Source organism: Streptomyces cinnabarinus (assembly GCF_027270315.1).
Taxonomy (GTDB): Bacteria; Actinomycetota; Actinomycetes; order Streptomycetales; family Streptomycetaceae; genus Streptomyces; species Streptomyces cinnabarinus.
Genome location: NZ_CP114413.1, coordinates 4,478,656 through 4,501,223 on the forward strand (window position 1 = coordinate 4,478,656; position 22,568 = coordinate 4,501,223).

Annotated in this window: 21 protein-coding genes and 1 tRNA gene; 11 read left to right on the top strand and 11 right to left on the bottom strand. The window is 71.2% G+C overall.

What is annotated here, in order from left to right:
• Positions 1–319: 319 nt before the first annotated feature.
• The gene (locus tag STRCI_RS20220) at positions 320–1,423 is read right to left on the bottom strand and encodes a M23 family metallopeptidase (RefSeq protein ID WP_269660356.1); all 1,104 of its coding nucleotides are present in this window, start codon (positions 1,421–1,423) and stop codon (positions 320–322) included.
• A 607-nt stretch (positions 1,424–2,030) separates the two neighbouring features.
• Here STRCI_RS20220 and STRCI_RS20225 point away from each other — a divergent pair.
• Complete coding sequence (locus STRCI_RS20225; RefSeq protein WP_269664597.1) at positions 2,031–2,681, top strand: GntR family transcriptional regulator; 651 nt, start codon at positions 2,031–2,033, stop codon at positions 2,679–2,681.
• Between the two features lie 138 nt (positions 2,682–2,819).
• Here STRCI_RS20225 and STRCI_RS20230 read toward each other — a convergent pair.
• Positions 2,820–2,906: transfer RNA gene (locus tag STRCI_RS20230), tRNA-Ser, on the bottom strand.
• Positions 2,907–2,955: 49 nt separating this feature from the next.
• Positions 2,956–4,419 (bottom strand): S1C family serine protease, encoded by a 1,464-nt coding sequence (locus STRCI_RS20235; protein WP_269660357.1) that lies wholly within the window; start codon positions 4,417–4,419, stop codon positions 2,956–2,958.
• A 257-nt stretch (positions 4,420–4,676) separates the two neighbouring features.
• Between STRCI_RS20235 and STRCI_RS20240 the strand changes: the two genes are divergently transcribed.
• The 3 genes from STRCI_RS20240 (at position 4,677) to STRCI_RS20250 (ending at position 7,402) form a co-directional block, all read left to right on the top strand.
• Entirely contained in the window at positions 4,677–5,486 is an 810-nt protein-coding gene (locus STRCI_RS20240; protein ID WP_269660358.1) for a glycerophosphodiester phosphodiesterase, read from the top strand.
• Between the two features lie 170 nt (positions 5,487–5,656).
• Positions 5,657–6,283 (top strand): ATP-binding protein, encoded by a 627-nt coding sequence (locus tag STRCI_RS20245; RefSeq protein ID WP_269660359.1) that lies wholly within the window; start codon positions 5,657–5,659, stop codon positions 6,281–6,283.
• 153 nt (positions 6,284–6,436) lie between these two features.
• Positions 6,437–7,402, top strand: a complete 966-nt coding sequence (locus STRCI_RS20250) for a DUF5926 family protein (RefSeq protein WP_269660360.1) — start codon at positions 6,437–6,439, stop codon at positions 7,400–7,402.
• A 244-nt stretch (positions 7,403–7,646) separates the two neighbouring features.
• Here STRCI_RS20250 and STRCI_RS20255 read toward each other — a convergent pair whose 3' ends face one another.
• The gene (locus tag STRCI_RS20255; RefSeq protein ID WP_269660361.1) at positions 7,647–8,240 is read right to left on the bottom strand and encodes a hypothetical protein; all 594 of its coding nucleotides are present in this window, start codon (positions 8,238–8,240) and stop codon (positions 7,647–7,649) included.
• 55 nt (positions 8,241–8,295) lie between these two features.
• Entirely contained in the window at positions 8,296–8,961 is a 666-nt protein-coding gene (locus STRCI_RS20260) for a bifunctional DNA primase/polymerase (protein WP_269660362.1), read from the bottom strand.
• A 504-nt stretch (positions 8,962–9,465) separates the two neighbouring features.
• Here STRCI_RS20260 and STRCI_RS20265 point away from each other — a divergent pair.
• The 4 genes from STRCI_RS20265 to STRCI_RS20280 all read left to right on the top strand — a co-directional run bounded on the left by STRCI_RS20265 (position 9,466) and on the right by STRCI_RS20280 (position 15,257).
• Positions 9,466–10,995 (top strand): PP2C family protein-serine/threonine phosphatase, encoded by a 1,530-nt coding sequence (locus STRCI_RS20265; RefSeq protein WP_269660363.1) that lies wholly within the window; start codon positions 9,466–9,468, stop codon positions 10,993–10,995.
• Between the two features lie 87 nt (positions 10,996–11,082).
• A complete protein-coding gene (locus STRCI_RS20270; protein ID WP_269660364.1) occupies positions 11,083–12,540 on the top strand; it encodes an aminopeptidase P family protein in 1,458 nt (485 codons plus the stop codon).
• A gap of 63 nt (positions 12,541–12,603) precedes the next feature.
• On the top strand, positions 12,604–13,956 hold the full coding sequence (gene pdxR / locus STRCI_RS20275) for a MocR-like pyridoxine biosynthesis transcription factor PdxR (RefSeq protein ID WP_269660365.1): 1,353 nt from the start codon (positions 12,604–12,606) through the stop codon (positions 13,954–13,956).
• 68 nt (positions 13,957–14,024) lie between these two features.
• Positions 14,025–15,257, top strand: coding sequence for an MFS transporter (locus tag STRCI_RS20280; protein ID WP_269660366.1), 1,233 nt, complete (start codon positions 14,025–14,027; stop codon positions 15,255–15,257).
• A gap of 36 nt (positions 15,258–15,293) precedes the next feature.
• Here STRCI_RS20280 and STRCI_RS20285 read toward each other — a convergent pair whose 3' ends face one another.
• The 6 genes from STRCI_RS20285 to STRCI_RS20310 form a co-directional block, all read right to left on the bottom strand.
• Complete coding sequence (locus STRCI_RS20285; RefSeq protein ID WP_269660367.1) at positions 15,294–16,079, bottom strand: triphosphoribosyl-dephospho-CoA synthase; 786 nt, start codon at positions 16,077–16,079, stop codon at positions 15,294–15,296.
• An 8-nt stretch (positions 16,080–16,087) separates the two neighbouring features.
• Complete coding sequence (locus tag STRCI_RS20290) at positions 16,088–16,990, bottom strand: intradiol ring-cleavage dioxygenase (protein ID WP_418953361.1); 903 nt, start codon at positions 16,988–16,990, stop codon at positions 16,088–16,090.
• Between the two features lie 26 nt (positions 16,991–17,016).
• Positions 17,017–17,727 carry an HAD family hydrolase gene (locus tag STRCI_RS20295; protein WP_269660369.1) on the bottom strand — a complete coding sequence of 237 codons (711 nt, stop codon included), beginning with the start codon at positions 17,725–17,727 and terminating at the stop codon, positions 17,017–17,019.
• Between the two features lie 80 nt (positions 17,728–17,807).
• Positions 17,808–18,278, bottom strand: coding sequence for a carboxymuconolactone decarboxylase family protein (locus STRCI_RS20300; RefSeq protein ID WP_269660370.1), 471 nt, complete (start codon positions 18,276–18,278; stop codon positions 17,808–17,810).
• Positions 18,275–19,021 carry a dienelactone hydrolase family protein gene (locus tag STRCI_RS20305; RefSeq protein WP_269660371.1) on the bottom strand — a complete coding sequence of 249 codons (747 nt, stop codon included), beginning with the start codon at positions 19,019–19,021 and terminating at the stop codon, positions 18,275–18,277. The genes STRCI_RS20300 and STRCI_RS20305 overlap by 4 nt, the downstream gene beginning before the upstream one ends.
• The gene (locus tag STRCI_RS20310) at positions 18,952–19,461 is read right to left on the bottom strand and encodes a hotdog fold thioesterase (RefSeq protein WP_269660372.1); all 510 of its coding nucleotides are present in this window, start codon (positions 19,459–19,461) and stop codon (positions 18,952–18,954) included. The genes STRCI_RS20305 and STRCI_RS20310 overlap by 70 nt, the downstream gene beginning before the upstream one ends.
• 215 nt (positions 19,462–19,676) lie before the next feature.
• On the opposite strand from STRCI_RS20310, the gene STRCI_RS20315 reads away from it, so the two are divergent.
• The 3 genes from STRCI_RS20315 (at position 19,677) to STRCI_RS20325 (ending at position 22,541) form a co-directional block, all read left to right on the top strand.
• The gene (locus tag STRCI_RS20315) at positions 19,677–20,696 is read left to right on the top strand and encodes an AvrD family protein (protein ID WP_269664598.1); all 1,020 of its coding nucleotides are present in this window, start codon (positions 19,677–19,679) and stop codon (positions 20,694–20,696) included.
• Positions 20,697–20,766: 70 nt separating this feature from the next.
• Entirely contained in the window at positions 20,767–21,480 is a 714-nt protein-coding gene (locus tag STRCI_RS20320) for an AAA family ATPase (RefSeq protein ID WP_015659338.1), read from the top strand.
• Entirely contained in the window at positions 21,477–22,541 is a 1,065-nt protein-coding gene (locus STRCI_RS20325; protein ID WP_269660373.1) for a beta-ketoacyl-ACP synthase III, read from the top strand. The genes STRCI_RS20320 and STRCI_RS20325 overlap by 4 nt, the downstream gene beginning before the upstream one ends.
• The last annotated feature ends 27 nt before the right edge of the window (positions 22,542–22,568 follow it).

Consider the following 22,568-nt stretch of genomic DNA (forward strand, 5'->3'; position numbering starts at 1 on the left):
GGTCGGGGACCGGCCACAGCCGAAGTTGTCGTCGGCTGGAGTCCGTGAGTCGGTGCCGCCGTCTTGATGCCCCAGGGCAGCACGAACCACGGACGCCACGGTGACCGACGCGGAGCAGTGGCACCAGGACCAGGAGCACCAGCGCCCGCTACGATCCCGGAGTATCAGCAGATCAGGAGACCGATCGACCGCCTGATCACCTTTGCTTCCCAAGCTTTCAGCGCGGGTTCGATTCCCGTCATCCGCTCTTGAGAGAAGGCCCAGGTCAGCGACCTGGGCCTTCGTCGTTGTCTCGACCGTCGGCACGACCGGAATCCGGTCAGAACTCCAGCACCTCGCGGTCGAGCGGATACCGCGCACGGTGAGGGCCCTCGTACGGCGAGGGCGTGATCGGCAGGACGCCGGTCGGCTGCAGGCCCAGGTTGTCGTCCCAGATGCGGGGTTCGACCTGTCCGACGACGCGGAACTGGCGGAAGGTGAAGGGCGGGCTGTCGGTCGGGAAGAACTCGGCTGTGGTCATCACCTGGAAGTGCAGGTGCGGCGTGGTCGAGTTGCCGCTGTTGCCGATCAGCCCGAGAACCCGGCCGGGTTCGACGCGGTCGCCTTCCCGGACCTTGAGCGAGCCGGGCTTCAGGTGGGCGTAGAGCAGATAGCGGCCCGGCGCGACCTCCAGGGTGACGTGGTTGCCGACGGTCTCCTCGATGGGCGGGACCGGCGGCGTGACGGGCGGCGTGTTGTCCGGGATCCCGTCCTGGACCTCCACCACTCTGCCGCCGGCCGCGGCGACGACCGGCTGCCGGTAGCTCAGGTAGCTGGTGAGCCGCGCGGGGTCGCCTTCCCAGGTCTGTCCTTGCTCGCCGACCCGGTACCAGTCGATCGCGAAGCGCTGCGGCACGTAGAAGCGGCCGTTGATCGGGCCGAGGCCGCGCCGGTGGTGGGTGTTGCCGCAGCACGACTCGCTGGAGTACCAAGTGCCGGGGCGGACCGGCGCGTTCAGGTTCATCGGCGCGGTGCGGCCGGTCGGGGTGACCTGAACCGTCTCCTCGAACGGGGAGGAACCGGAGGCGGTGACGACGGCACCCGAGAGATGGTGTTCGAGGACCTTGGGCACATGCTTACCGCGGTCAAGGGCCAGGTCGAGCCAGATGACCCACTGCTGGGAGCCTGGGATGACGGTCGGCGTCGGCCCCGGGGGCGCCGGGGTGGACCCGTCCGCACCCGGCAGGGGATCACCCACGGGATTGGCGGCATCGGCCAGCTCCTGGCCACTCAGCGAGCCCACTACCCGGTGTGTGCGGGCGTCCCGGACCTCGACACGGTCGAGGCGCACCTGCGTGCTGCTGGGCAGTGCGTTCGTGGTGAGCAGTTCGTACGAGAGGTGCGTCCTGCCGTCCGTGGCATGGAACGGCGTCGGTTCGGTCATCACCGCCGCCGTCAACGGCGTGAACTGTGGGCCGGATGCTGGACCGGCCGTGTCGGTCCCGTATCCGGGTGCCGTTGAAGCCGTCAGCATGCCGGCTGCGAGCACGGCGGTCACGAGCCCGCGACGTAGCGGGCTCCGGCCGGTGCGGTTGCGAGGGTCACGCTCTGCCATGGTGCTCTTCCAGTCGTCGGGTCCCGGTCCGTGAAGGGCACCGGCACGCCCCGCGCCGAGGCGCATGCCCCTGTGTAACTCGGCGACGCGCCGCTCCGAGCCGAGGGCACCGGAGCCACGTCCGAACTACACCCGTCCAGCCGCATCGACCAGCGAGCCCGGGGCACAGGGTGAGCTGCCCAGAACGAATCAGAACGACCGCTTCGGGCCGACAGGACGCCTCCGGGGATGCGAACGGGCTTTTCGCCGCCCTCAGCCTCAGAGCGTCGGCCCCGGTAGACGCACCCAGGAGGCGGGCGACAGCCTTGAAGCCTTGCGCAGGCGCGTGCCACAACGTGCCAGTAGGACCGGTGAACAGCGGTCGACAGGGGGTCCGGCCAGGCATCGGTGCGCCTCCCCATTACGGCCATTCCCGCAGGTCAGACGACGTTTCCCCATCGCCGACGAACTACGGCGGCGGATCGCGGAGCACGAGTGGGAGCCAGGGGACCGACTTCCCTCCCGCGCCCAGATCGGCCAGGAATACGGCGTGGGCGACAACGTAGTGCGCCGCGCGCAGGAGTTGCTGATCTCCCAAGGGGCGCTCGAAGGCCGCGCCGGATCCGGCACCTACGTCGCCGAGCCCCGGCAGCGGGTGCGGGTCGTGCGGTCGTCGGTGCGCGAGCAGCCCAGCGGGTCCCCGTTCCGTGCGGACATGAAGGCCGTGGGCAGGCAAGGCGATTGGGAGAGCCGGACCGAGGCCAGGGTCCCGGCGCCGGCGGACATCGCCACGCGACTCGGCATCGCCGAGGGTGAGTTGTGTGTCCGCACCGCCTACGAGTACCTCGCCGACGGCAAGCCTGTGCAGTTGTCGACGAGTTGGGAGCTGGCGGAGATCGGCATCACCGTCAGCCACGCCGTGGAGCATCCAGAGCCCCGGCAGGCCACCGCCGAAGAGGCCTCGCTCCTGGGCATCCAGAAGGGCGCACTCGTCACGCACATCCGGCGGACGTACTACAGCGACCAGGGGCGGCCCGTGGAGACCGCGGACACCATCGTGCCCGCCGCCCTCTGCGAGATCGTCTACGAGATTCCGATCAGCCGCTGAGTAGTCGTCCGTGCGTGCCCTGTTCGTGCCCCTTCCGTGCCCGATCGGGCGGGGAACCGCGGAGAACGGCGGGCAGCGACGGTGCGCACGCATACAAACGGCCCCTGACCAAATACCAGGTCAGGGGCCGTTCTACTGCGGTGGGTGTGGGATTTGAACCCACGGTGACATCGCTGCCACGACGGTTTTCAAGACCGTTCCCTTAGGCCGCTCGGGCAACCCACCCCGCGTCGCTGATCGGCGGCGCGGGGACAAGAGTAACGGGTGGGTGGGGTCAGCTGTCGCCCACGCGTGAGCCGAGGGTCAGCTGGACTGTGCGGGTCTGGCCGTCGCGCTCGTAGGTGATCTCCACCTTGTCGCCGGGCTGATGGGTCCAGATCTCGCCGATCAGGGTGGGGCCGGAGTCGATCACTCGGTCGTCGAGCTTGGTGATGACGTCACCCGGCTTCAGGCCCGCGTCGGCCGCCGGGCCGCCCGCCTCCACCGGGTCCGAGCCGCTCGCGCCCTGCTCGGTGATCTTCGCGCCGCCGGTGCCCTCCTCCAGGGAGACGGAGGCGCCGATCTTGGCGTACACCGGCTTGCCGGTCTTGATCAGCTGCTGGGCGACGTACTTGGCCTGGTTGATCGGGATGGCGAAGCCCAGGCCGATGGAGCCGGACTGGCTGGTGCCGCCCAGGCCGTTCCCGGCGGACTGGATCGCGGAGTTGATGCCGATCACATTGCCCTGGGCGTCCAGGAGCGGGCCGCCCGAGTTGCCCGGGTTGATCGAGGCGTCCGTCTGCAGGGCGCTCATGTAGGAGGCGTTCGACCCCGTGCCGTCGCTCGACGCCACCGGGCGGTTCTTCGCGCTGATGATGCCCGTCGTCACGGTGTTCGACAGACCGAAGGGGGCGCCGATGGCGATCGTCGAGTCGCCCACCGCCACCTTGTCGGAGTTGCCGAGGGTGAGCGGCTTCAGGCCCGAGGGGGCGTTCTTGAGCTTGATGACCGCCACGTCGTAGCCCTGAGCATGGCCCACCACCTCGGCGTCGTACTTCTTGCCGTTCGGGAAGGTCGCGCTCACCTTGCCGCCCTCGACGGCCTCGGCCACCACGTGGTTGTTGGTGACGATGTGGCCCTCGGTGTCGAAGACGAACCCGGTACCGGTGCCGCCCTCGCCGCTGCTGCTCTCCGCCTCGATGGTGACGGTGCTGGGCAGCGCCTGCTGGGCGACGCCCGCGATGGTGCCCGCGTCGCGCTTGACGTCGCCTCCGGTGTCGGAGGCGGAGACGGTGGTGGAGGAGCTCTCGTCGTCCTTGGCCAGGGTGTAGCCGATGCCGCCGCCGATGCCGCCCGCGAGCAGCGCGGCGATCAGGACCGCGGCGAGCAGGCCGCCGCGCTTGCGGCCGTTGGGCGGGGGTGCGGGCGTCGGCTGCTGGTACGCCGCGCCCCAGACCGTGCCCGAACCGGCGCCGCCGTTCACACCCCCACCCGCCCCGGCGTACGCGGGGCTGGCCGGCGCGGGGGGCGGCCAGGAGGCGTCCGGGGCCGACGGGGGCTGGGGGGCGGGGTACGGCTGCGGGGCCGCGGTCGGTTCCTGCTCCGCCGTCCCGCCCTGCGGTGTCGCCGGGGGTACCGGCGGGAGCTGGGCGGTCGGGGCGCCGTCGGCGGCCGGCTCCGGAGCAGCGGGAGCGTCCACCGGCACGGGGGGTGCGGACGGGGCCGGGGGTACCGCGGCGCCCTCGTTCTCGGTGCTCACAGCTTTTCTCCTCGATCCACGGCTGTAGTTTTCGGTCGCACTCGGTCACGCCCGTTCACGTGTGTCGACGGTCCGGTGCGTTTCAGCTGTGCATGTCTTTTTGTATGCCGCCAGCTTTTCCCACGGGCCGTCAGAGCACCATAAGCGGTGCCTGTGGGTCGGAGGACATTCCTTATATCGGCTATTACTGACTAAAAGGGAACAATGCCATCACCTCCGCCGACACGCCTACCCCCACTCGGTGGCACCATGACGCGGTGACCCACGCACGGCAGCACTCGCCACAAGTCGTCGCCCACCGCGGAGCCTCCGAGGACGCCCCCGAGCACACCCTGGCCGCCTACCGGAAGGCGATCGAGGACGGCGCGGACGCCCTGGAGTGCGATGTCCGCCTCACCGCGGACGGCCATCTCGTCTGTGTCCACGACCGTCGCGTCAACCGCACCTCCAACGGCCGCGGCGCAGTCTCCGCCCTGGAGCTGGCCGAACTCGCCGCGCTCGACTTCGGCTCCTGGAAGAACCGGGACGAGGAGCCCGACTGGGAGCACCGCCCCGAGGACCGCGAGGCCACCTCTGTCCTCACCCTGGAACACCTGCTGGAGCTGATCGCCGACTCCGGGCGCCGGGTCGAACTGGCCGTCGAGACCAAGCACCCCACCCGCTGGGCGGGCCAGGTCGAGGAGCGGCTGCTGCACCTGCTGAAGCGGTTCGGCCTGGACTCCCCGGCCGCAGCGGAGGAGTCGCCGGTCCGCGTGATGAGCTTCTCGGCGCGTTCGCTGCACCGCGTGCATGCCGCCTCGCCGATGCTGCCGACGGTCTATCTGATGCAGTTCGTCTCGCCCCGGCTGCGCGACGGACGGCTGCCCGCGGGCGTACGGATCGCGGGACCGTCGATCCGGATCGTGCGCAGTCACCCCGCCTATGTCGAGCGGTTGAAGCGGGCCGGTCACCAGGTGCACGTCTGGACCGTGAACGAGCCGGAGGACGTCGACCTCTGCGTGGAGCTGGGCGTCGACGCCATCATCACCAACCGCCCCCGCGCGGTATTGCGCCAGCTCGGCCGCTGAGCTGCGAGAACCCATCTGTCCCGGTACGACCTCACTACAACCTCTGTACGACCTCTTGACCCGGTGGTCCCACTGGCCCCATCCTCCACATCTCGGCCACACCGTCGATTTCCAGCCAGGCAATTACAGGGAGTGCTCCGGCGCGTTCGTTCCGTATTCGATCGTTTCGAATGCGTCACCGGACATGGATTGGCCGGTTTCCGGTACAGGCCATTGGGGCATCCACACCGTGGCGTGGGGCGAAGGAGGTCTCGGGGGTGGCGTTGGTGGTGGCACAGGAGGTGCCCACGTCGTCGAGCATGGCCGTACCCCATGGCCCTGCGGGCGTGGGGAAAGCGAGACACCGGATGCGCGAACAACTGCGCATGGGTGGTGTGGCGGACTCGGTCATCGACGACGCCGTACTGATCCTTTCCGAGCTCTTGAGCAACGCGTGCAAACACGGCCGGCCACTGGGCGACGCCCTGGCCGGGGACGGTGACGTCAGGGCCGCGTGGCGGGTGGACGCCGCCGGGCGGCTCACGGTGGAGGTGACGGACGGCGGCGGGCCCACCCGCCCGGCTCCGGCCACGCCCTCGGTCACCGCGCACGGCGGCCGCGGGCTCAACATCATCACCGCCCTCGCGGACGACTGGGGTGTCCGGGACGATGCCCGGGGCGAGGTCACCGTATGGGTCGTGGTCCACGGCTCCGCCGCGGGTCACCTCCGCCACGATTTCGCTACGCGCGTCGCCGCCCCCGCGGTCGCCTCGATCCCCGAACTGGACTTCGCGGACGCCTTCGACGACCTGGACTGAACCCGGGGCGGGAGCCGACCCGGACCGCACCCGGGCCCGGACCGACGCGGCACCGGAGCCGACCCGGGCGCGTTGTCCACAGGTTCACGTCGGCCATGGCGTGAACAGCTAGGCTCCCGCCGTACGAGACGAGCCGTTTCCGGGAGACCCCTCATGGCCAAGAAGCGCCCCCAGACGAAGGCCACGCGCCCCCAGCTCACGGACGGTGAGATCCCGGTCGTCGGCGCCCGCGAGCCCTGCCCGTGCGGCAGTGGCCGCCGTTACAAGGCCTGTCACGGCAAGGCCGCCGCCGAGGCCGTGACCGAGCTGGTGCAGCGCCCCTTCGAGGGGCTGCCCGGCGAGTGCGACTGGGTCGCCCTGCGCGAGCTGGTGCCCGCCGCCACCGTCACGCTGCCCCTGAAGGGCGGTCTGCCCGAGGGCGTTCCCGCCGTCACGCTCGCGACCGTGCTGCCGATGGCCTGGCCCGCGCTGCGCCGCGACGACGGCTCGGTCCTGCTGGGCCTCCAGAACGACACGGCGTCCGGCGACATCAGCCGCGATCTCGCCGACACCCTCCAGCGCGCGCTTCAGGCCCAGCCCGGCTCCCCGGTCCAGGCCCGGCGCGCCCCGGCCGACGGCCCGCGACTGCAGGATCTACTCGACGCCGAAGGCGCGTTCGAGCCAGTTGTGCACGCGGGCTTCGAGTTCTGGGTCCCGGACGCGGAGAACGCCACCCCGGAGGTCACCGCCTCCCTGGAGCGGGCCAACGCCGCCGCCATCCCGACCGTGCGGCTGATTGGTGTGGACGCCGCGTACTGGTGCGAGACGCCGGACAAGAACCACCTGCGCTGGGTCATGCCGTACCCCGAGGAGCAGCTTCTGGACGCGCTGGCGCGGCTGCACGCGGCCGGGAAGTCCAACCTCGGCGAGGGCACTCGGCTCGTGGGCTCCTTCCGCGCTCACGGGCTCACGGTGCCGGTCTGGGACCTGCCGAGCGAGATCGGCGCCCAGGACGTGGAGAAGCCGGCCGCCGAGTTCGCCGAGCGGCTCACCGCCGCCCTCGCGGCCGACGCCCCGCTCACCGCGGACGAGCGCCGCGCGCGCGGCGGGCTGACCAACCGCCAGGTCACGCTCAGCTGACACACAGGGAGAGGATCCCCCCGCGGCTGACCGACCGGTCAGCTGCGAGGGGGCGCTCGAAACTGGTGAATCCGATCACAACTCCCCGTCGGCACAGGGAAATCGGTGACCGGAAAGCCCGGATCGAATTTGCGAACGGCCGATCTCTTGTTACCGTTCCAGTAGCCCGGTTGCTGGTGCATCCCCCGTCGCCAGCAACCGGGTCTTTCCATGCCCTCGGCGCTTTACACAACGCCGCCGTCCGTCAACGTCCGATGGCCGCACCCGAATTGCTCCCGGACCGCAGCAGCAGCGGGCCCTGTCCGGCGTGGGCCGCGAACTCCGCGACCGCCGTGTAGCCCTCCAGATCGCCCCGGGTCCGCTCGCGAGGCGTCTCGCAGGTGCCCGGCTCGTCCTCGGCGTCCACCGCGCAGCGCATCTGCACGGTGCGCCCGGCGGGACCCATCAGGCTCAGCACCGATTCCAGCGCCCCGCCGGTGGTGTTGCGGTAATAGGTGCGCGCCCAGGTCTCCGCTCCCTGGGTGAGCACACAGGTCTGCGCCTCGATGCCTTCGGGGGAGGTCAGTTCGGGTCCGCAGCGGGCGGCGGTGGCCAGGCCCAGGCCGAGATTCAGCGCGGAGGAGGAGGACGCCTTCGCGTCGTCGGGGCCGGAGAAGGCCCCGGAGAATGACCCGGTTGAAGGCGCGGCCGAGGCCGGCCCCGAGGGGGGTACGGAGGATGCGGGCCCGGCAGCCCGGCCGCCGTTCTCTTCGCCTACCTGCCCCGCGGACGCCACGGCCAGCGGCAGCGCCACCGCGCACACCACGACGCCCGCAAGGGCAAGAAGACGCAGGTTCATGGACGGAAGATAACGACGTGAGGCGCGCGCCCCGTCCGGCGCGCGCCCGACACCCCTACAACTCGGGTGCGCTCACACCCGTACGAGTGAGGGCCTCCACCACGGCGTCCACCACGGCCTCCACGTCCGGCACCCACGGGGAGGCCGAGCCGGGCAGCGGCGCGCGCTCCCAGCCGATGGCGCCCTGGCCGGTCTCGGAGGGAGGCAGGGCGAGATAGCCGCCCGTGCCGTGGAAGCGCAGGGAGCCCGGGACGAAGTCCTTGGCGTAGAGCAGTTCGCCCAACTGCTCCATGGAGTACGGCTTGACGAGCAGCGCCCAGCGGGTGGGCGAGGCGATGACCGGGCCGAGCCGCATGCCGTTGCGGTCGAGTGCGGCCAGGGCCTGGGCGGCCGGCAGGGCGGGCAGGCTGACCGCGCAGGGCGCGGTGCCGCCGGTGGCCAGCACAATGGGTGCCGCCGGGCGGTTGGTCCACCACCAGCGCACCATGCGCTCGTCGGTGGTGGCCGCGAGGAGGCCGGGGTCGAACGGGTGCGCACCGGGCACCGTGCACTCCGGGTCGGGGCAGCCGCAGCGGGACCGCCCTTGCGGGTCCGCCGTCACACCCGGGAGTACGGGCCACTGCCATTGAGTCGCGAAGGTCAGGGCCGCGCTGAGCAACTCAGGCCTCCCGTCGCTGCGCTGGGACAGGAGCCTGCGTCGCCTTCCGAGGATCTCGCGCATGAGCGCTCGTTCCTTTCCGTTGCACCGCTGGCAACACCGTGGTCCACATCACACCATGTGTCGATCACTTCACTGTGCGTACCTGTTGGCGCATCACACCCCTGCTACGAGCAAGGGGAACCCCTATGGGCCGAGCGTTGGCTGCGTCCGCGGCAGCCTCGTCCATACCTGCGTCTATCAAAAGCATGGGCGTGGCGTGGGGTGGCGAAGTCTGGCGTTTTGCCGTCCCGCGTATTTCTCTTCGCCTCCGCCACGGGAGGATGGGGCACGGTCGTCGGTGGCTAAGACGCCCGGGTCCGCCACCAGGTTCCGGGTGGCTGTCAACCACCCCTGGCCTTCTCCGAGTACGTACCCATCACGACCGCTGTGACGCTCCGTGGAGCAAGGCCAGTCGACCGCAATAAGGCGTTCCCTGAGGCAGTTTTAAGCCAACTTTGCCTTTTTGCAAGAGGGCGGGGAGATGTGCACTCGTTACCCACGGACACCAGGAATCCCGGCAGGACAATGCTGGACATCCCCTCACGAGTGCGTGTACATGTGGAGACACTGCTAGCGGCGCAGAATGACATGGGGGTTTGCGATGCTTTTGAGCAAAACGCACCGGTCGGAAAGCCGGACGACATGAACGCCCCTCACCCTCCGAAAGTGGCCGGAATCGATTCAACGGTTCCCTCGCCCGCACACACTGTCGCGCCCGCGCCCGTGGCCTCGGAGACCACAGTCGCCACTCCCGTCACCGTCGCGGCCGCCCCGGGTGCCCCCGGACTGCTCCTGCAGGACCGTCTCGCCGGCTGGGTCTCCGACCTCACCACGCTCCATGAGCTCACCGAGCGGCTGACCCGTACGGACTCCCTGTCCGACGCCCTCCAGGAGCTGCTGCGCGCCGGATCCGCCCTCGTCGGCGCCCGGCGCGGACTCGTGGTGCTGGAGCCCGCCGACGGACGGGGCCCGGACACCACCGTCGGCCTGGGCCTGGCCCACGCGGACCTCGGGCACATCGAGACCGTGCCGCGCGGCTCCATGTCGTACGGCAGGATCCTCGACGGACTGCCCGGCGGGGACGGGGAGATCACGCAGCCCGACCTGTTCGCCGAGGACGGGCTCGACCCGCGCCATCGCGAGGTGGCCGCGCGCCTCGGCTACGCGGCGAGCTACGCACTCCCCCTGCACACCGAGGCCGCGGGCCGGCTCGGGGCCGCCGTATGGCTGTACGACGAGCCCGCCGAGCCGTCCGAGCGGCAGCGGCACCTGGTCGGTCTGTACACGCGCTACGCCACCGAGCACCTCGCCCGGCTGCTGGAGGTCGAGCGCACGCGCGCGAGCATGGCGACGATGTCCGAGGAACTGCTCCCCTCCCGGCTGCCCCGGGTGCCCGGGGTCCAGCTCGCCGCCCGGCACCGCACCGGGCCGCTGGGCGGCGGCGACTGGTACGACGCGCTGCCGCTGCCGGACGCGGCGCTCGGTCTCGCGGTCGGCTCGGTCACCGGGTCCGGGCCGAGCGCGGTCGCCGCGATGGGCCGGCTGCGGGCCTCGCTGCGGGCGTACGCCGTGATGGAGGGCGAGGACCCGGTGGCGGTCCTGTCCGATCTGGAGCTGCTGCTGCGGCTGACCGAGCCCGCCCGCTCGGCGACCGCCCTGTTCGCCTACTGCGAACCCGCGCTGCGCAAGCTCACCCTCGCCGGGGCCGGGCACTGCCCGCCGCTGCTGATCGGCGAGCGCCGCACCGAGTTCGTGGAGACCTCCGTCTCCGCCCCGCTCGGCATGCTGGCCTGCTGGGAGGCGCCGAGCGTGGAGCTCCAGGCGGAACCCGGAGAGACGGTTCTGCTCTACACCGACGGGCTGCTGCACCGTACCGGCGACGCCACGGACCGGGCCTTCGCGCGGCTGCACACCGCGGCGGCGAGCGTGCCCCGGGCGATCCGGCACGACCCGGACGCCGTCGCCGAGCACGTCCTGCGCACGGTCCTGCCCGACGGTCTCGACGCGGCGGACAGCGCCGAGGACGTGGTGCTGCTGGCGGCCCGCTTCGAGTGAGGGCGGTAACAGGTCCTCGGGCCCTGGGCCCCCTTCCGGGCAACCGTACGATGGAGGGGGTCCAGTGCCGTATCAAGGAGGATGACCGTGGCGGAGGAGCTCCCGGAGACCCCGGAGACTGCCGAGGAAGAGCCCATCAAGCAGCGCAAGAACGGCCTGTACCCGGGCGTGTCCGACGAGCTGGCCGAGAGCATGAAGTCCGGCTGGGCCGACACGGAGCTGCACGATCTGAAGGCGATCCCTCAGGCCGCCGAGACCGCCGCGCGGCGCGCCGCGCTGTCGGCGCGGTTCCCGGGTGAGCGTCTGGTGATCCCCGCGGGCCATCTGAAGACCCGCTCGAACGACACGGAGTATCCCTTCCGGGCCTCGGTCGAGTACGCCTACCTCACCGGCAACCAGACCGAGGACGGCGTTCTGGTCCTGGAGCCCGTCACCGACGGTCACAAGGCGACGATCTACCTGCTGCCCCGCTCCGACCGCGAGAACGGCGAGTTCTGGCTCTCCGGCCAGGGCGAGCTGTGGGTCGGCCGCCGGCACTCCCTCACCGAGGCCGGGACGCTGTACGGCATCCCCGCCTCCGACGTCCGCGAGCTGGCCGACGCGTTGCGCGAGGCCACCGGACCGGTCCGGGTCGTCCGCGGCTACGACGCCGGGATCGAGGCCGCGCTGACCGACAAGGTGACCGCCGAGCGGGACGAGGAGCTGCGGGTCTTCCTGTCCGAGGCGCGGATGGTCAAGGATGCCTTCGAGATCGGCGAGCTCCAGAAGGCCGTCGACTCGACGGTGCGCGGCTTCGAGGACGTGGTGAAGGTCCTCGACAAGGCCGAGGCCACCTCCGAGCGCTACATCGAGGGCACGTTCTTCCTCCGGGCGCGCGTCGAGGGCAATGACGTGGGCTACGGCTCCATCTGCGCGGCCGGGCCGCACGCCTGCACGCTGCACTGGGTGCGCAACGACGGGCCCGTGCGGTCCGGGGACCTGCTGCTGCTGGACGCGGGCGTGGAGACGCACACGTACTACACCGCCGATGTCACGCGGACGCTGCCGATCAACGGCACGTACAGCGCGATCCAGAAGAAGATCTACGACGCCGTGTACGAGGCCCAGGAGGCCGGGATCGCGGCGGTGCGGCCGGGGGCGAAGTACCGGGACTTCCACGACGCCTCGCAGCGGGTGCTGGCCGAGCGGCTCGTGGAGTGGGGGCTGGTCGAGGGGCCCGTGGAGCGGGTGCTGGAGCTGGGGCTGCAGCGGCGGTGGACGCTGCACGGGACGGGACACATGCTCGGGATGGACGTCCATGACTGTGCGGCGGCCCGGGTGGAGACATACGTCGACGGGGTGCTCGAGCCGGGGATGTGTCTGACGGTCGAGCCCGGGTTGTACTTCCAGGCCGACGATCTGACGGTGCCCGAGGAGTACCGGGGCATCGGGGTGCGGATCGAGGACGACATCCTGGTGACGGAGGACGGGAACCGGAATCTGTCTGCGGGGCTTCCTCGACGGTCGGACGAGGTCGAGGCCTGGATGGCTGCGCTGACGGGCTGAGTTCTCGGGTGCGGGTGCGTGGGGGCTGGTCGCGCAGTTCCCCGCGCCCCTTAAGGAGCCTGTGTGGACCTGCACTTGGAGCTCTCCGCCGCTGACGGGCGCCGTGCCGGTCTTGAGCGGGCTCTTCGGGCGGCTGTGCGGGACGGGCGGTTGGCGGCCGGGGAGCGGTTGCCCGCTACCCGGCGGCTTGCCGAGGAGTTGGGGGTTTCTCGGAATACCGTCAAAGCGGCCTACGACCAGCTCGTCGCCGAGGGGTACTTCACCGCTCGGCAGGGTTCGGGGACACAGGTCGCTCCGCTCGCCTCTCCGGTAGGCGCGGCGCCGGAGGCTTCCGTACGCGCGCGTGCGCCGCGGTTCGATCTGCGGCCGGGGAGTCCTGACGTGGGGGCGTTTCCCGCGGCGGCGTGGTCGCGGGCGTGGCGGCGAGCGGTCGCCACAGCGCCGTCCCTGGCCTACGACTACGGCGATCCCCGGGGACGGATCGAGCTGCGGACCGCCTTGTCGGGGTATCTGGGGCGGGCCCGTGGAGTGCTCGCGCCGCCCGAACGGATCGTCGTCACCTCGGGGTATGTGCAGGGGCTCGCACTGCTCACGCGCGTGCTGGACGGCGGCGAGATCGCCATGGAGGATCCTGGGCTGCCCTTCCACCGGGATGTCGTACGGCGCAACGGCGGATCCGTGGTGCCGGTGCCGGTCGATGAGCGCGGGGTCCGGGTGGACGGTCTCGGGGAGCCCGCGGCTGTCGTCGTCACGCCCGCTCATCAGTATCCGACCGGGGTCACGCTCAATCCGGAGCGGCGGCGGGCGCTCACCGACTGGGCACGCGCGCGTGGCGCACTGATCGTCGAGGACGACTACGACGGAGAGTTCCGTTACGACCGGCAGCCCGTCGGGGCGTTGCAGGGGATGGCGCCAGGGCAGGTCGGGTACCTGGGGACCGCCTCCAAAACGCTCGGGCCGGCGCTGCGGCTCGGCTGGATGGTGCTGCCCCCGCACCTCGTCGACGCGGTCGCCGACGCCAAGCTGCACAGCGACCATCACACCGAGTCGCTCGGGCAGTTGGCGCTCGCCGAGCTGATCGACAGCCATGCCTACGACCGCCATGTGCGCGCCAGTCGGCTGCGGTACCGGAGGCGTAGGGACCAGCTCGTCGAACGGCTCGGGGCGCGGCGGGGTGTGCGCGGTGTACGGGGCATCGCCGCGGGGCTGCACGCGCTGGTGGAGGTCGACAACGAGGCCGCGGTGCTGGCGCGGGCCGAAGCGGAAGGGCTCGCGGTCGGGGCGCTCGGCGAGCACTGGCACTCGGCGGCGGGCGAAGAGCGGCCGCAGGGGTTGGTCGTGGGGTACGGGACGCCTCGGGAGCGGGCGTATCCGGAGGCCTTGGAGGTGCTCGGCAAGGTGCTCGACGGTCCTTGAATTGGGCCAAGCTTCCGGGCCTTCGGTGGCTCTGTCCATGGGTCCAGTTCGCTCCTAACGTCGTAGCCATGACGAACTCCCTGGTTCCGCCCGCGGGTCCGCAACGCGTCCTGGCTCTGGCCCAGTTGGCCAACTCGGTCGGGGACGGCGCCTTCTATGTCACCTCGGCGCTCTATTTCACCCACGTCGTCGGGCTCGACCCCGCGCGCGTGGGGCTCGGGCTGACGCTGGCCTGGGCGGTCGGGTCGCTGGCGGGGGTGCCGCTCGGGCGGCTCGCGGACCGGCGCGGGGCGCGGGGCACGGCCGTGCTGCTGGCGCTCGCGACCGGGCTCGCGGTGGCGTCCTTCCTGGTCGTACGGGGGTTCTGGCCCTTCGTCGGGGCGGCCGTCGGGTACGCGACCGCGCAGTCCGGGCTCGCGGCGGCCCGGCAGGCGCTGCTGGCAGGGCTGGTGTCCACCGGGGAGCGGACCGGGCTCCTGGCGCATCTTCAGTCCACGCTCAACGCCGGGCTGGCCGTGGGCGCGGGACTGGGCGGGCTGGCGCTGCACCTGGGGACGCGGGAGGCGTATCTCGGGGTGTTCGCGCTGGACGCGGTGAGCTTTCTGCTCTGTGCGGGGGTGCTGCTGCGGCTGCCGGTGGTGGCGCCGGTCGCGGTGGTGAAGGGGGCCGGGGCGGGAGCTGGGCTCGGGGTGCTGCGGGACCGGCCGTATGTCCTGCTCACCGCGCTCAACACCGTGTTGCTGCTGCGGATGCCGTTGCTGAGTCTCGGGTTGCCGCTGTGGATCGCCGAGCGGACCGCCGCGCCCACGTGGCTGGTGTCGGTGCTGTTCGTGCTCAACACCGGGGCGGTGATGCTGTTCCAAGTGCGGATGGCTCGTGGGGTGACCGGGCTCGGCACGGCCGTGGGGGCGGTGCGGCGGTCCGGGTGGGTGATGCTCGCGGCGTGCGGGGTGTTCCCGCTGTCGGCGGGGGTGTCGGCCTGGATGGCGGTGGGGGTGCTGGTGGTCGGGGCGGTGCTGCTGGTCGTCGCGGAGATGGGGCAGTCGGCGGGGGCCTGGCAGCTGTCCTTCGATCTCGCGCCGGGTGATCGGGTCGGGGAGTACCAGGGGTTCTTCGGTACGGGGGTCACGGTGGCGCGGACCGCTGGGCCACTGGTGCTGACCGCGCTGCTGGTGGAGTGGGGAACGCCTGGGTGGTTGCTGTTGGGTGGCGTGACTGTGGTGGCGTCCTGTGCGATGGGGCCGGTGGCTCGGAGGGCTGCGGCGGGGCGTCGTACGGTGGCTCTTGTGCCCGCTGTCTGAACTGTTGTCGGGGCAGGGGCTTGACGAGGCTTGCGCTCACCGGCGCTTGCCGGGTGCCGGTGTGGCCGGCAGTGCCTCCAGAAACAGTGCCCCAGCCAGCAGGCCCGCGCTCCCCCGGGGGCTCCAGCCTCGGTTGTGCAGGTCTGTGGTCAGGGCTGTCAGGGCCTTTGAACCGGTGGCTGTTGCCGTTCCGCCTGCCTCCAGCACTCCTCTCGCGCCCGCCTGTACGTGCCGAAGGCCTGTCGGGCCAGCTGTGTACAGGAGTTCCGTGTCCTGGAGGGTGGACATGATGGTGAGCAGGGCGTTCAGGCGGGAGTGGGTGTGCGCGTCGGTGAGGACGGCCCGTGCTCTCCGGATGTGCGGGAAGCCCGCGCGGGCCTCTCCCCTCGCTCCGGCCGCGCCGTACTTCGCGGACACCGAGGAGCCCCGGGACGGTCTGCGCGGGGCCCCCTTGTCGGGATGCGCGACGATGCGCTTCGCCGTTGCCGTGGCCTCCCCGGGGTCCATCGCAGCCGCCGCCACCAGCAGGCCCAGCGTCCACAGGGCACCCCGGTGGCCGCCGCCCGCCAGGGCCACGGAGTGTTCGGTGCAGCGGCCGATCGCGCCGAGTTCCGCGCGCAGCCCGGGAGTCGGCTCGCCGGTTCTGCGGGCCGCCGCCGCCATCGCCGCGAGGCCGGGGGCGAGGGCCTTCGCCGACCAGCGCAGGGTGTGGTGGGTTGGGTGGGAGCGGTCCGGGAGGCCAGGTTTCGGGGTCAGGGCCAGTTGGTCCGTCAGTGCCGTCACCGCTGCCCGCGCCAGCGCCTCGTCCTCTCGGCTCGTCATCGCCGTACCTACGACGACGCCGACGGGGCGTCGCTCGGCGGGGTGCCGTCGGGGGGTGTGCCGCCCTCGCCTCCGCCGCCCGCGCCCGTGTTCTCCGCGTCCGGGTCTATGCCCAGGGTCAGGGAGCCCTTGTAACCCCTCGACGGGTCTGTCTTCTTCACCAGCTTCAGAGTCAGAAGGCCGCTTGACGCGCCGCCGCCGTCATAAACCATGTCGTCGTCCAGCGTGGTGTAGCTGCCCGAGTGCTGCGCATACGGCTCCAGCGTGAAGATCTCCTGGGCCACCTCGTCGTCGAAGAACAGCTGGCCCGTGAAGTTGACCTTGCCGCCCTCGTAGGTGCCGTCCTCCTTCTCGCCGCCGGTGTGCACCTTGAGGTGGATGTGGCAGGTGCGCGGGGTGTACCAGCCGGGGAAGATCGTCTCGAACTTGACCACTCCGTTGGCGTTGGCTAGCTGGTAGCCGCGCAGATACGTGGCGTCGTTCGCCGTCGAGCCGTCCTCGCTCTCCGCGGGGGCCGAGCCACCGGGGTTGGCCGTGGTGTAGCCGGAGTAGTAGCCCCAGGCGTCGCAGTGCCAGATCTCCACGGCGGCCCCGGGCACCGGGGTGCAGCCGTCCGTCGCGTCCACCACCGTCAGACGCAGGGTCAGGGGGACGCCGCTCTTGCCCTCGGTGATGTCCTTCCGCACCAGCGCGCCGTCCAGGTAGTACGGGCCCTCGGTGACGCTCGACATCAGCGTCATGCAGGTGCTGGTGGCCGAGCTCGTGGTCGTAGCCGCCGCTTCCGCCGTCGCCCCGTCCGCGAACGCCGCCTGGTAGCCCGCGAAGGCCAGGCCGCCCGCCGCCACCGTGCCGCCGGTCACCGCGAGGGCGCGACGCCGGGTGATCGAGGTGTCCTTGTGGTTTCCCGTCATGGACATGAACGTAGGGACGGTGGCCGTCAGGACCTTGGGCGGCGGCTGTGGGCCAGCTGAGAGTCCTGAGCCGGGTGAAGACGAGGCCATACCGTCCAGCCGTAGCGGCGGGCCTGTTCTCTCATCTCCGGGTCCTCGCCCACCACCACCGCCCTGCCTGTCAGGCGTAGCAGCGGCAGGTCGGAGCTGTGGTCGCCGTAGGACGTGGAGGCGGTCAGGTCCAGGCGGGCGGTTGTCGTCAGGGTGCGGACCGCTTCCGCCTTCGCCTCGCCGATCATCGGGCGCTCCACCCGGCCGGTGTATCTGCCGTGCGCCGTCGCCGGGTCCGAGCACACCACGATGTCGGCGTCCAAGTAGCGGGCTATTGGGGCCAGGCAGCCGCGGAACGAGCCCGAGACCAGCACGATCAGGTCGCCCGCTCGCTGGTGCGCGCGCAGCGTCTCCACCACTTGTTCGTTGAAGAAGTCGCCCCGGTCCAGTTCGGCGCGGAACCACTCCTCGGCCAGCGCCGCGATCGCGCGGACATCGGCTCCCGCGTACGAGGCGAAGTAGGCGCGGTTGGTCTCCGCGCGGGGCACTCCGGCGGCCGTCATGGCCTTCAGCCGCTGCCGTTCGTAGCGGTACGCCGACGGCGGATGCCCCTCGGCGGCGAGCCGGAACTCCAGGAACCGGAACATGCTGGTGACGTTGATGACGGTGCCGTCGACGTCGAAGAAGGCGGCTGTGCGTCGGCGCAAAACATCCTCCGTGAGATCTGGAAGGCACCCGCCCCGCGCGGGGCCGACGGGGGGTGACGGCACGCGCGGGGCGGGAGCTGTCAGCCGGCCGCCGCGCCCTCGGCCACGGCCGTTTCCGCCGCGGCCGGTTCGGCCACCGGGAGCAGTCCCCGCTCGGCGAACACGCGCTTGGCCGTGCTCAGGCCGTTGAAGGTGCGCGGGAAACCGACGAAGGCCAGGCCGTGCACGAGGGCGTCCACCACCTCCTGCGGCTCGACGCCCGCGTTCAGGGCGAGGTTGAGGTGGAAGGCGAACTGGCGCTCCGTGTCGCCGAGTGCCGTCAGCAGTGCCAGCGTCACCAACTGCCGCTGCCGGTCGTCCAGTCCGCCCCGGCCGTAGAGGTCGCCGAAGACGAACTCGGCGACATAGCGGCCCATGTCGGGGGCCACGTCGGCCAGCGCGGTGAAGATCGCGTCACCCGAGTCGCCGAGTTCGAGCAGCTTGGCGTGACCGCGCTCGAAGCGGGGGTTGCCGCGCTGCTCTTCACGGATGTCGCGGACCTCGGTGGTCATACGGCCGGCTCCGCGTGGCGCGCGGTGAAGTCCAGCAGCCGCTGCCAGGCGTCGGCGCTGATGTCCTTCCACTCCGGGGAGCCGCCGTCGAAGAAGGAGTGCGGGGCACCGTCGTAGATCTTGTACTCGTAGGCCTTGCCCGCGTCGTCCAGCTTGCCGCGGAAGGCCGTGAAGTCCTCCTGGGTGGTGGCGACGTCGTCGCCGGCGAGGAGGAGCAGCAGCGGGGCGGAGATGTCCGGCAGCCGGTCCTCGGCGAGGCCGGGAAGGCCGTAGAAGCCGATGGAGCCCGCCAGTTCGAGTTCGGTGCCCGCGAGCCGCCAGGAGTGGCCGCCGCCGAGGCAGAAGCCGACCGAGAAGACGGTGACGCCGGGGTTCTGCCCGGTGAGGTGGGCGACCGCGGCCGCGGCGTCCTCGGCCACGCTGTCCGGGACCAGCTGCTTGAAGTGCGGCTGCCACTCGAACTCGTCGTCGCGCGGCCCGAGTCCGGCCGTACGCCCGTAGTAGTCGAGCACGACGGCGGCGAACCCGGCCTCGGCGAACCGGCGCGCCAGCTCCTGGTAGTAGGCGTGGACGCCGCGGATGTCCGGAAGGATCACCACGCCGCGTCCGTTGGGCTCACCCGGCCGCGCTTGGAAGGCGGTGAACGCCGTCCCGTCCTGGGAGGTCAGTTCGATCAGCCCCTCCTCGGCCACGCTGCCGGGGTTCTCGACGGCGGGGGGCCTGCTGTCGGTGCTGTGGCACATGGGGTGTTGGCCTCTCTTCGATGGTGATGGCGGACGCTCACGGCGCAGGTCAGCCGGGCGGTGCAGGTGCGTCGGCCGGAGCTGTCGGTGATGACGATCTCGTAGGTGGCGGTGGTCCGGCCCTCGTGCAGGGGACGGGCCTCGCCGGTCACCGTGCCGCCGGCCACCCAGCGGTGGTGGGTGCAGGAGAGGTCCAGGCCGACCGCGTGGCCGCCGGGTCCGGAGTACAGGAACGCGGCGACGGATCCCAGGGTCTCGGCCAGTACGGCGTTGGCGCCGCCGTGCATGATGCCGACGGGCTGCCGGTTGCCGTCCACGGGCATGGTGCCGATGACCAGTCCCGGCTCGCAGCGCACCAGCTCGATCCCCATCTTGGAGACGAGCTGCTGATGGCTGAACTCCGGCGTCACGGCCCAGGGGCCGAGCGTGCTGACGGACATGGCTGCCTCCCCCTGTGCGGCACGGGAATCCGTGACCGCGAACACCCCCGACGCTAGTCAATTCCGCCCGGCCCGGAAAAGGGCGGCAACTGGTGGTGTCCAGGGTGGTGTTGGCAGTAACCGCATGAGCCGACTCACGTTGCGGCGAAAGTTTTCGGCTAGCTTCGAACCCACCAAGAAGCGGACCGAGAAAAAGGGAGTGCGCGTTGACTGGAATGCTGCCCGCCAAGGAATTACTCCTCGACTCGGTCGACGACTATCTGGGGCCCGGCGAAAAGAGATTCTTCGGTTCCGGATTCCGGCGCGTGCAATACCGCTACGACAAGGTCGAGCTGACCGGCGGCCGGGACGCGCCCACCGAGCTGGACGGCCGGCTGGACGTGGTCTACCCGGCCGACTGGTCGCGAAAGGCGAAGACCCGCGGCGATCTTCGTCCGCATCTGAGCACCGTCGACGGCCTGATCATCGCCGTGCACCTGAGCGAGGCGGCCCTCACCCACGCGCTGGGCCTGGGCCCGGAGAGCCGGCGCGCGGGCCGGGTGCTGTCGGTGCGGATCAAGGCGGGCACCCAGCCCGACGAGGAGCTGACCGGACTTCCGGTGCGCACCACCGTGCTGGGCGTGCCGGTTCCGGACGGCGAGGACGAGGCGGTGTCCCGGCTCCAGACCATGGTCGGAGCGATGCGGGTCCGCACCGACGTGCGCCATCCGCGCCCCGCGGACACCTCCCGGGGCCCGGTCGCCACGGCCGCCTACGGCTGCCCGGCGGAGCTGCTCGGGCCGGCGGAACGGCAGTACTACGGCACCGGGTTCACGGCCCGGACGCAGAGCGTGCGCAAGGTCGCGGTACGGGTCGCCGAGGCGCACGCCACCGCCGTCGTGGACGTGGCCCAGGAGCCCGGCAGCGTACTGGCGACCGAGGGCACCGAGGGGCTCTACCAGCCGTTCGTCGGGCTGATCGACACCTTCGTGACGAGCCTTCAGCTCGGCCAGATCCTGCTCTACGAGACCGACGGCATCTCCCGCGGCGCCAGCAACACGCTGTGGATGCGCACGACCGTCTTCCAGGCGAGCGCGGAACCCGAACCCATCCGCTACGAGAGCCCGCTCGATGTACGGCTGGAGAACAGCACGTTGCTACGGCGGGACGAAGAGACCTGGCGGGCCGCCGACATTGTCGGCCGACTCGCCGGAAACACCGTGCGCTGTTCTGTCGCGCACCGGCTGACCGACTGATTCACCGGCCACGTCTCATAAATTGGCCACCTCTCCGTACCCGGCCACCATTTCAGAACTGGAGCCTGTCATGCGTATCGCCATATCCGGCACCTATTCCTCCGGAAAGACCCTCACCTCGTACGCCCTCGCGCATTACGTGGGAATTCCGCGCACCCGGGCCCGCACCATGCGGGAGCTGCTGCCCGAGGCCGTGCCCGGCAAGACCCTGGAGCAGTGCACCGCGGCCGAGCTGGTCCAGCTGATCGTCCGCCGCCATGTGGACCGCGCCGTCCACGAGAGCCGCTTCGAGGGCTCGTTCATCTCCGACGGCTCCTCCCTCCAGGAGTGGATCTACGGCGCCGTGCGCGTCGTCGTCGGCATCAACCCCAATGACTCCGTGCACCTCAGCGAGCTGGAGAGCGTCGAACGCACCGCGGACATCCGGGTGTTCGACGCGGTCATGGAGCAACTGGGCGTCGCCTTCAAGCAGCATGTGAAGCAGACGTACGACGTCTTCGTGCATCTGCCCAACGAGCTGGCGCTGGCCGCCGACGGGCACCGTCCGGTCAACGAGCGGTTCCGTTCCATGGCCGACGAGCGGCTGCTGGAGGTCGCCGCCGAACTCGGTATCCCCGCCCACGTGGTGGGCGGCACCGTCGAGGAGCGACTCGTCGAGATCGCCCGGCTGTTCGACCTGCCCGCGCTGATGTCGCCCGAGGAGGCCATCGCCAAGGCGCAGGCCGAGTACGAGGCGCTCGACATGCGCACCGAGTCCGACCGGGCGTCGGTGATCGTGCGATGACAGCCCCCACGGGCTTTGCCGCTCCCGGCGCGGCACCACGTACCGCCGTTCTCGCCGGCCTCGGCTCCGCCCTGCCGCCCCGGGTCGTCACCAACCACGACCTGACCGCCCGGATGGACACGTCCGACGAGTGGATCCGCACCCGGACCGGTATCACCGAGCGGCGGATCGTCGAGCCCGGCGGCGCCACCAGCGACCTCGCCATCGAGGCCGGACGGCGGGCCCTGGACTCGGCGGGCGGCCCGGACGTCGGGGCGGTGGTGCTGGCCACCGCCACTCCGGACCACCCGTGCCCGGCGACCGGTCCGACCGTCGCCGCGGGGCTCGGGCTCGGCACCGTACCCGCCTTCGACGTGGGGGCCGTCTGCTCGGGCTTCCTGTACGCCCTGGCCACCGGCGCCGGGCTGATCGCCGCCTCGGTGGCGGACAGTGTGCTGGTGGTCGGCGCCGACGCCTTCACCACCATCGTCGACCCCTACGACCGCAACACCGCGCCGATCTTCGCCGACGGCGCCGGCGCGGTGGTGCTGCGCGCGGGGCGGGCCGACGAGCCGGGCGCGCTGCGCCGTACCGAACTCGCCAGTGACGGGATGCAGGCCGATCTGATCCGGGTGGCGGCCGGGGGTTCGAGGCAGCGCAGCCATCACCACGCGGCGCTGCGCGAGGACCAGTACCTCACCATGCGCGGCGGCGAGGTGTTCAAGAACGCGGTGCTGCGGATGACGGAGGCGTCCCGGACCGTCCTGGACCGCACCGGCTGGTCCGTCGCCGAGGTGGACCTCCTCGTCGGCCACCAGGCCAACGTGCGCATCCTGCACGCCGTCGCCGATCAGCTCGGCATCGGCCAGGAGCGGGCGTACGTCAACATCGGTCACACCGGCAACACGGCCGCCGCCTCCATCCCGCTGGCCCTGGACGACGCCCACGGCGAGGGGCGGCTGCGCGCCGGGGACAAGGTGCTGCTGACCGCCTTCGGCGCCGGCACGACCTGGGGCGCGATCACCCTGACCTGGCCCGACGGCCTTCAGTACCGCGGCGCCGCTGACTCAGCCGCCGCCTGACCCTCTTCGCCGCCCCGCACTCAGCCC

Excerpts from the sequence above, each read along its gene's own strand:
- STRCI_RS20300 (WP_269660370.1), bottom strand. The coding sequence starts at position 18,278 with ATGACCACCGAGGTCCGCGACATCCGTGAAGAGCAGCGCGGCAACCCC.
- STRCI_RS20280 (WP_269660366.1), top strand. The coding sequence starts at position 14,025 with ATGACGAACTCCCTGGTTCCGCCCGCGGGTCCGCAACGCGTCCTGGCT.
- STRCI_RS20285 (WP_269660367.1), bottom strand. The coding sequence starts at position 16,079 with ATGACGAGCCGAGAGGACGAGGCGCTGGCGCGGGCAGCGGTGACGGCA.
- STRCI_RS20265 (WP_269660363.1), top strand. The coding sequence starts at position 9,466 with ATGCTGGACATCCCCTCACGAGTGCGTGTACATGTGGAGACACTGCTA.
- STRCI_RS20290 (WP_418953361.1), bottom strand. The coding sequence starts at position 16,990 with ATGACGGGAAACCACAAGGACACCTCGATCACCCGGCGTCGCGCCCTC.
- STRCI_RS20305 (WP_269660371.1), bottom strand. The coding sequence starts at position 19,021 with ATGTGCCACAGCACCGACAGCAGGCCCCCCGCCGTCGAGAACCCCGGC.
- STRCI_RS20260 (WP_269660362.1), bottom strand. The coding sequence starts at position 8,961 with ATGCGCGAGATCCTCGGAAGGCGACGCAGGCTCCTGTCCCAGCGCAGC.
- STRCI_RS20255 (WP_269660361.1), bottom strand. The coding sequence starts at position 8,240 with ATGAACCTGCGTCTTCTTGCCCTTGCGGGCGTCGTGGTGTGCGCGGTG.
- STRCI_RS20315 (WP_269664598.1), top strand. The coding sequence starts at position 19,677 with ATGCTGCCCGCCAAGGAATTACTCCTCGACTCGGTCGACGACTATCTG.
- STRCI_RS20220 (WP_269660356.1), bottom strand. The coding sequence starts at position 1,423 with ATGACCGAACCGACGCCGTTCCATGCCACGGACGGCAGGACGCACCTC.
- STRCI_RS20250 (WP_269660360.1), top strand. The coding sequence starts at position 6,437 with ATGGCCAAGAAGCGCCCCCAGACGAAGGCCACGCGCCCCCAGCTCACG.
- STRCI_RS20245 (WP_269660359.1), top strand. The coding sequence starts at position 5,657 with ATGCGTCACCGGACATGGATTGGCCGGTTTCCGGTACAGGCCATTGGG.
- STRCI_RS20325 (WP_269660373.1), top strand. The coding sequence starts at position 21,477 with ATGACAGCCCCCACGGGCTTTGCCGCTCCCGGCGCGGCACCACGTACC.
- STRCI_RS20320 (WP_015659338.1), top strand. The coding sequence starts at position 20,767 with ATGCGTATCGCCATATCCGGCACCTATTCCTCCGGAAAGACCCTCACC.
- STRCI_RS20310 (WP_269660372.1), bottom strand. The coding sequence starts at position 19,461 with ATGTCCGTCAGCACGCTCGGCCCCTGGGCCGTGACGCCGGAGTTCAGC.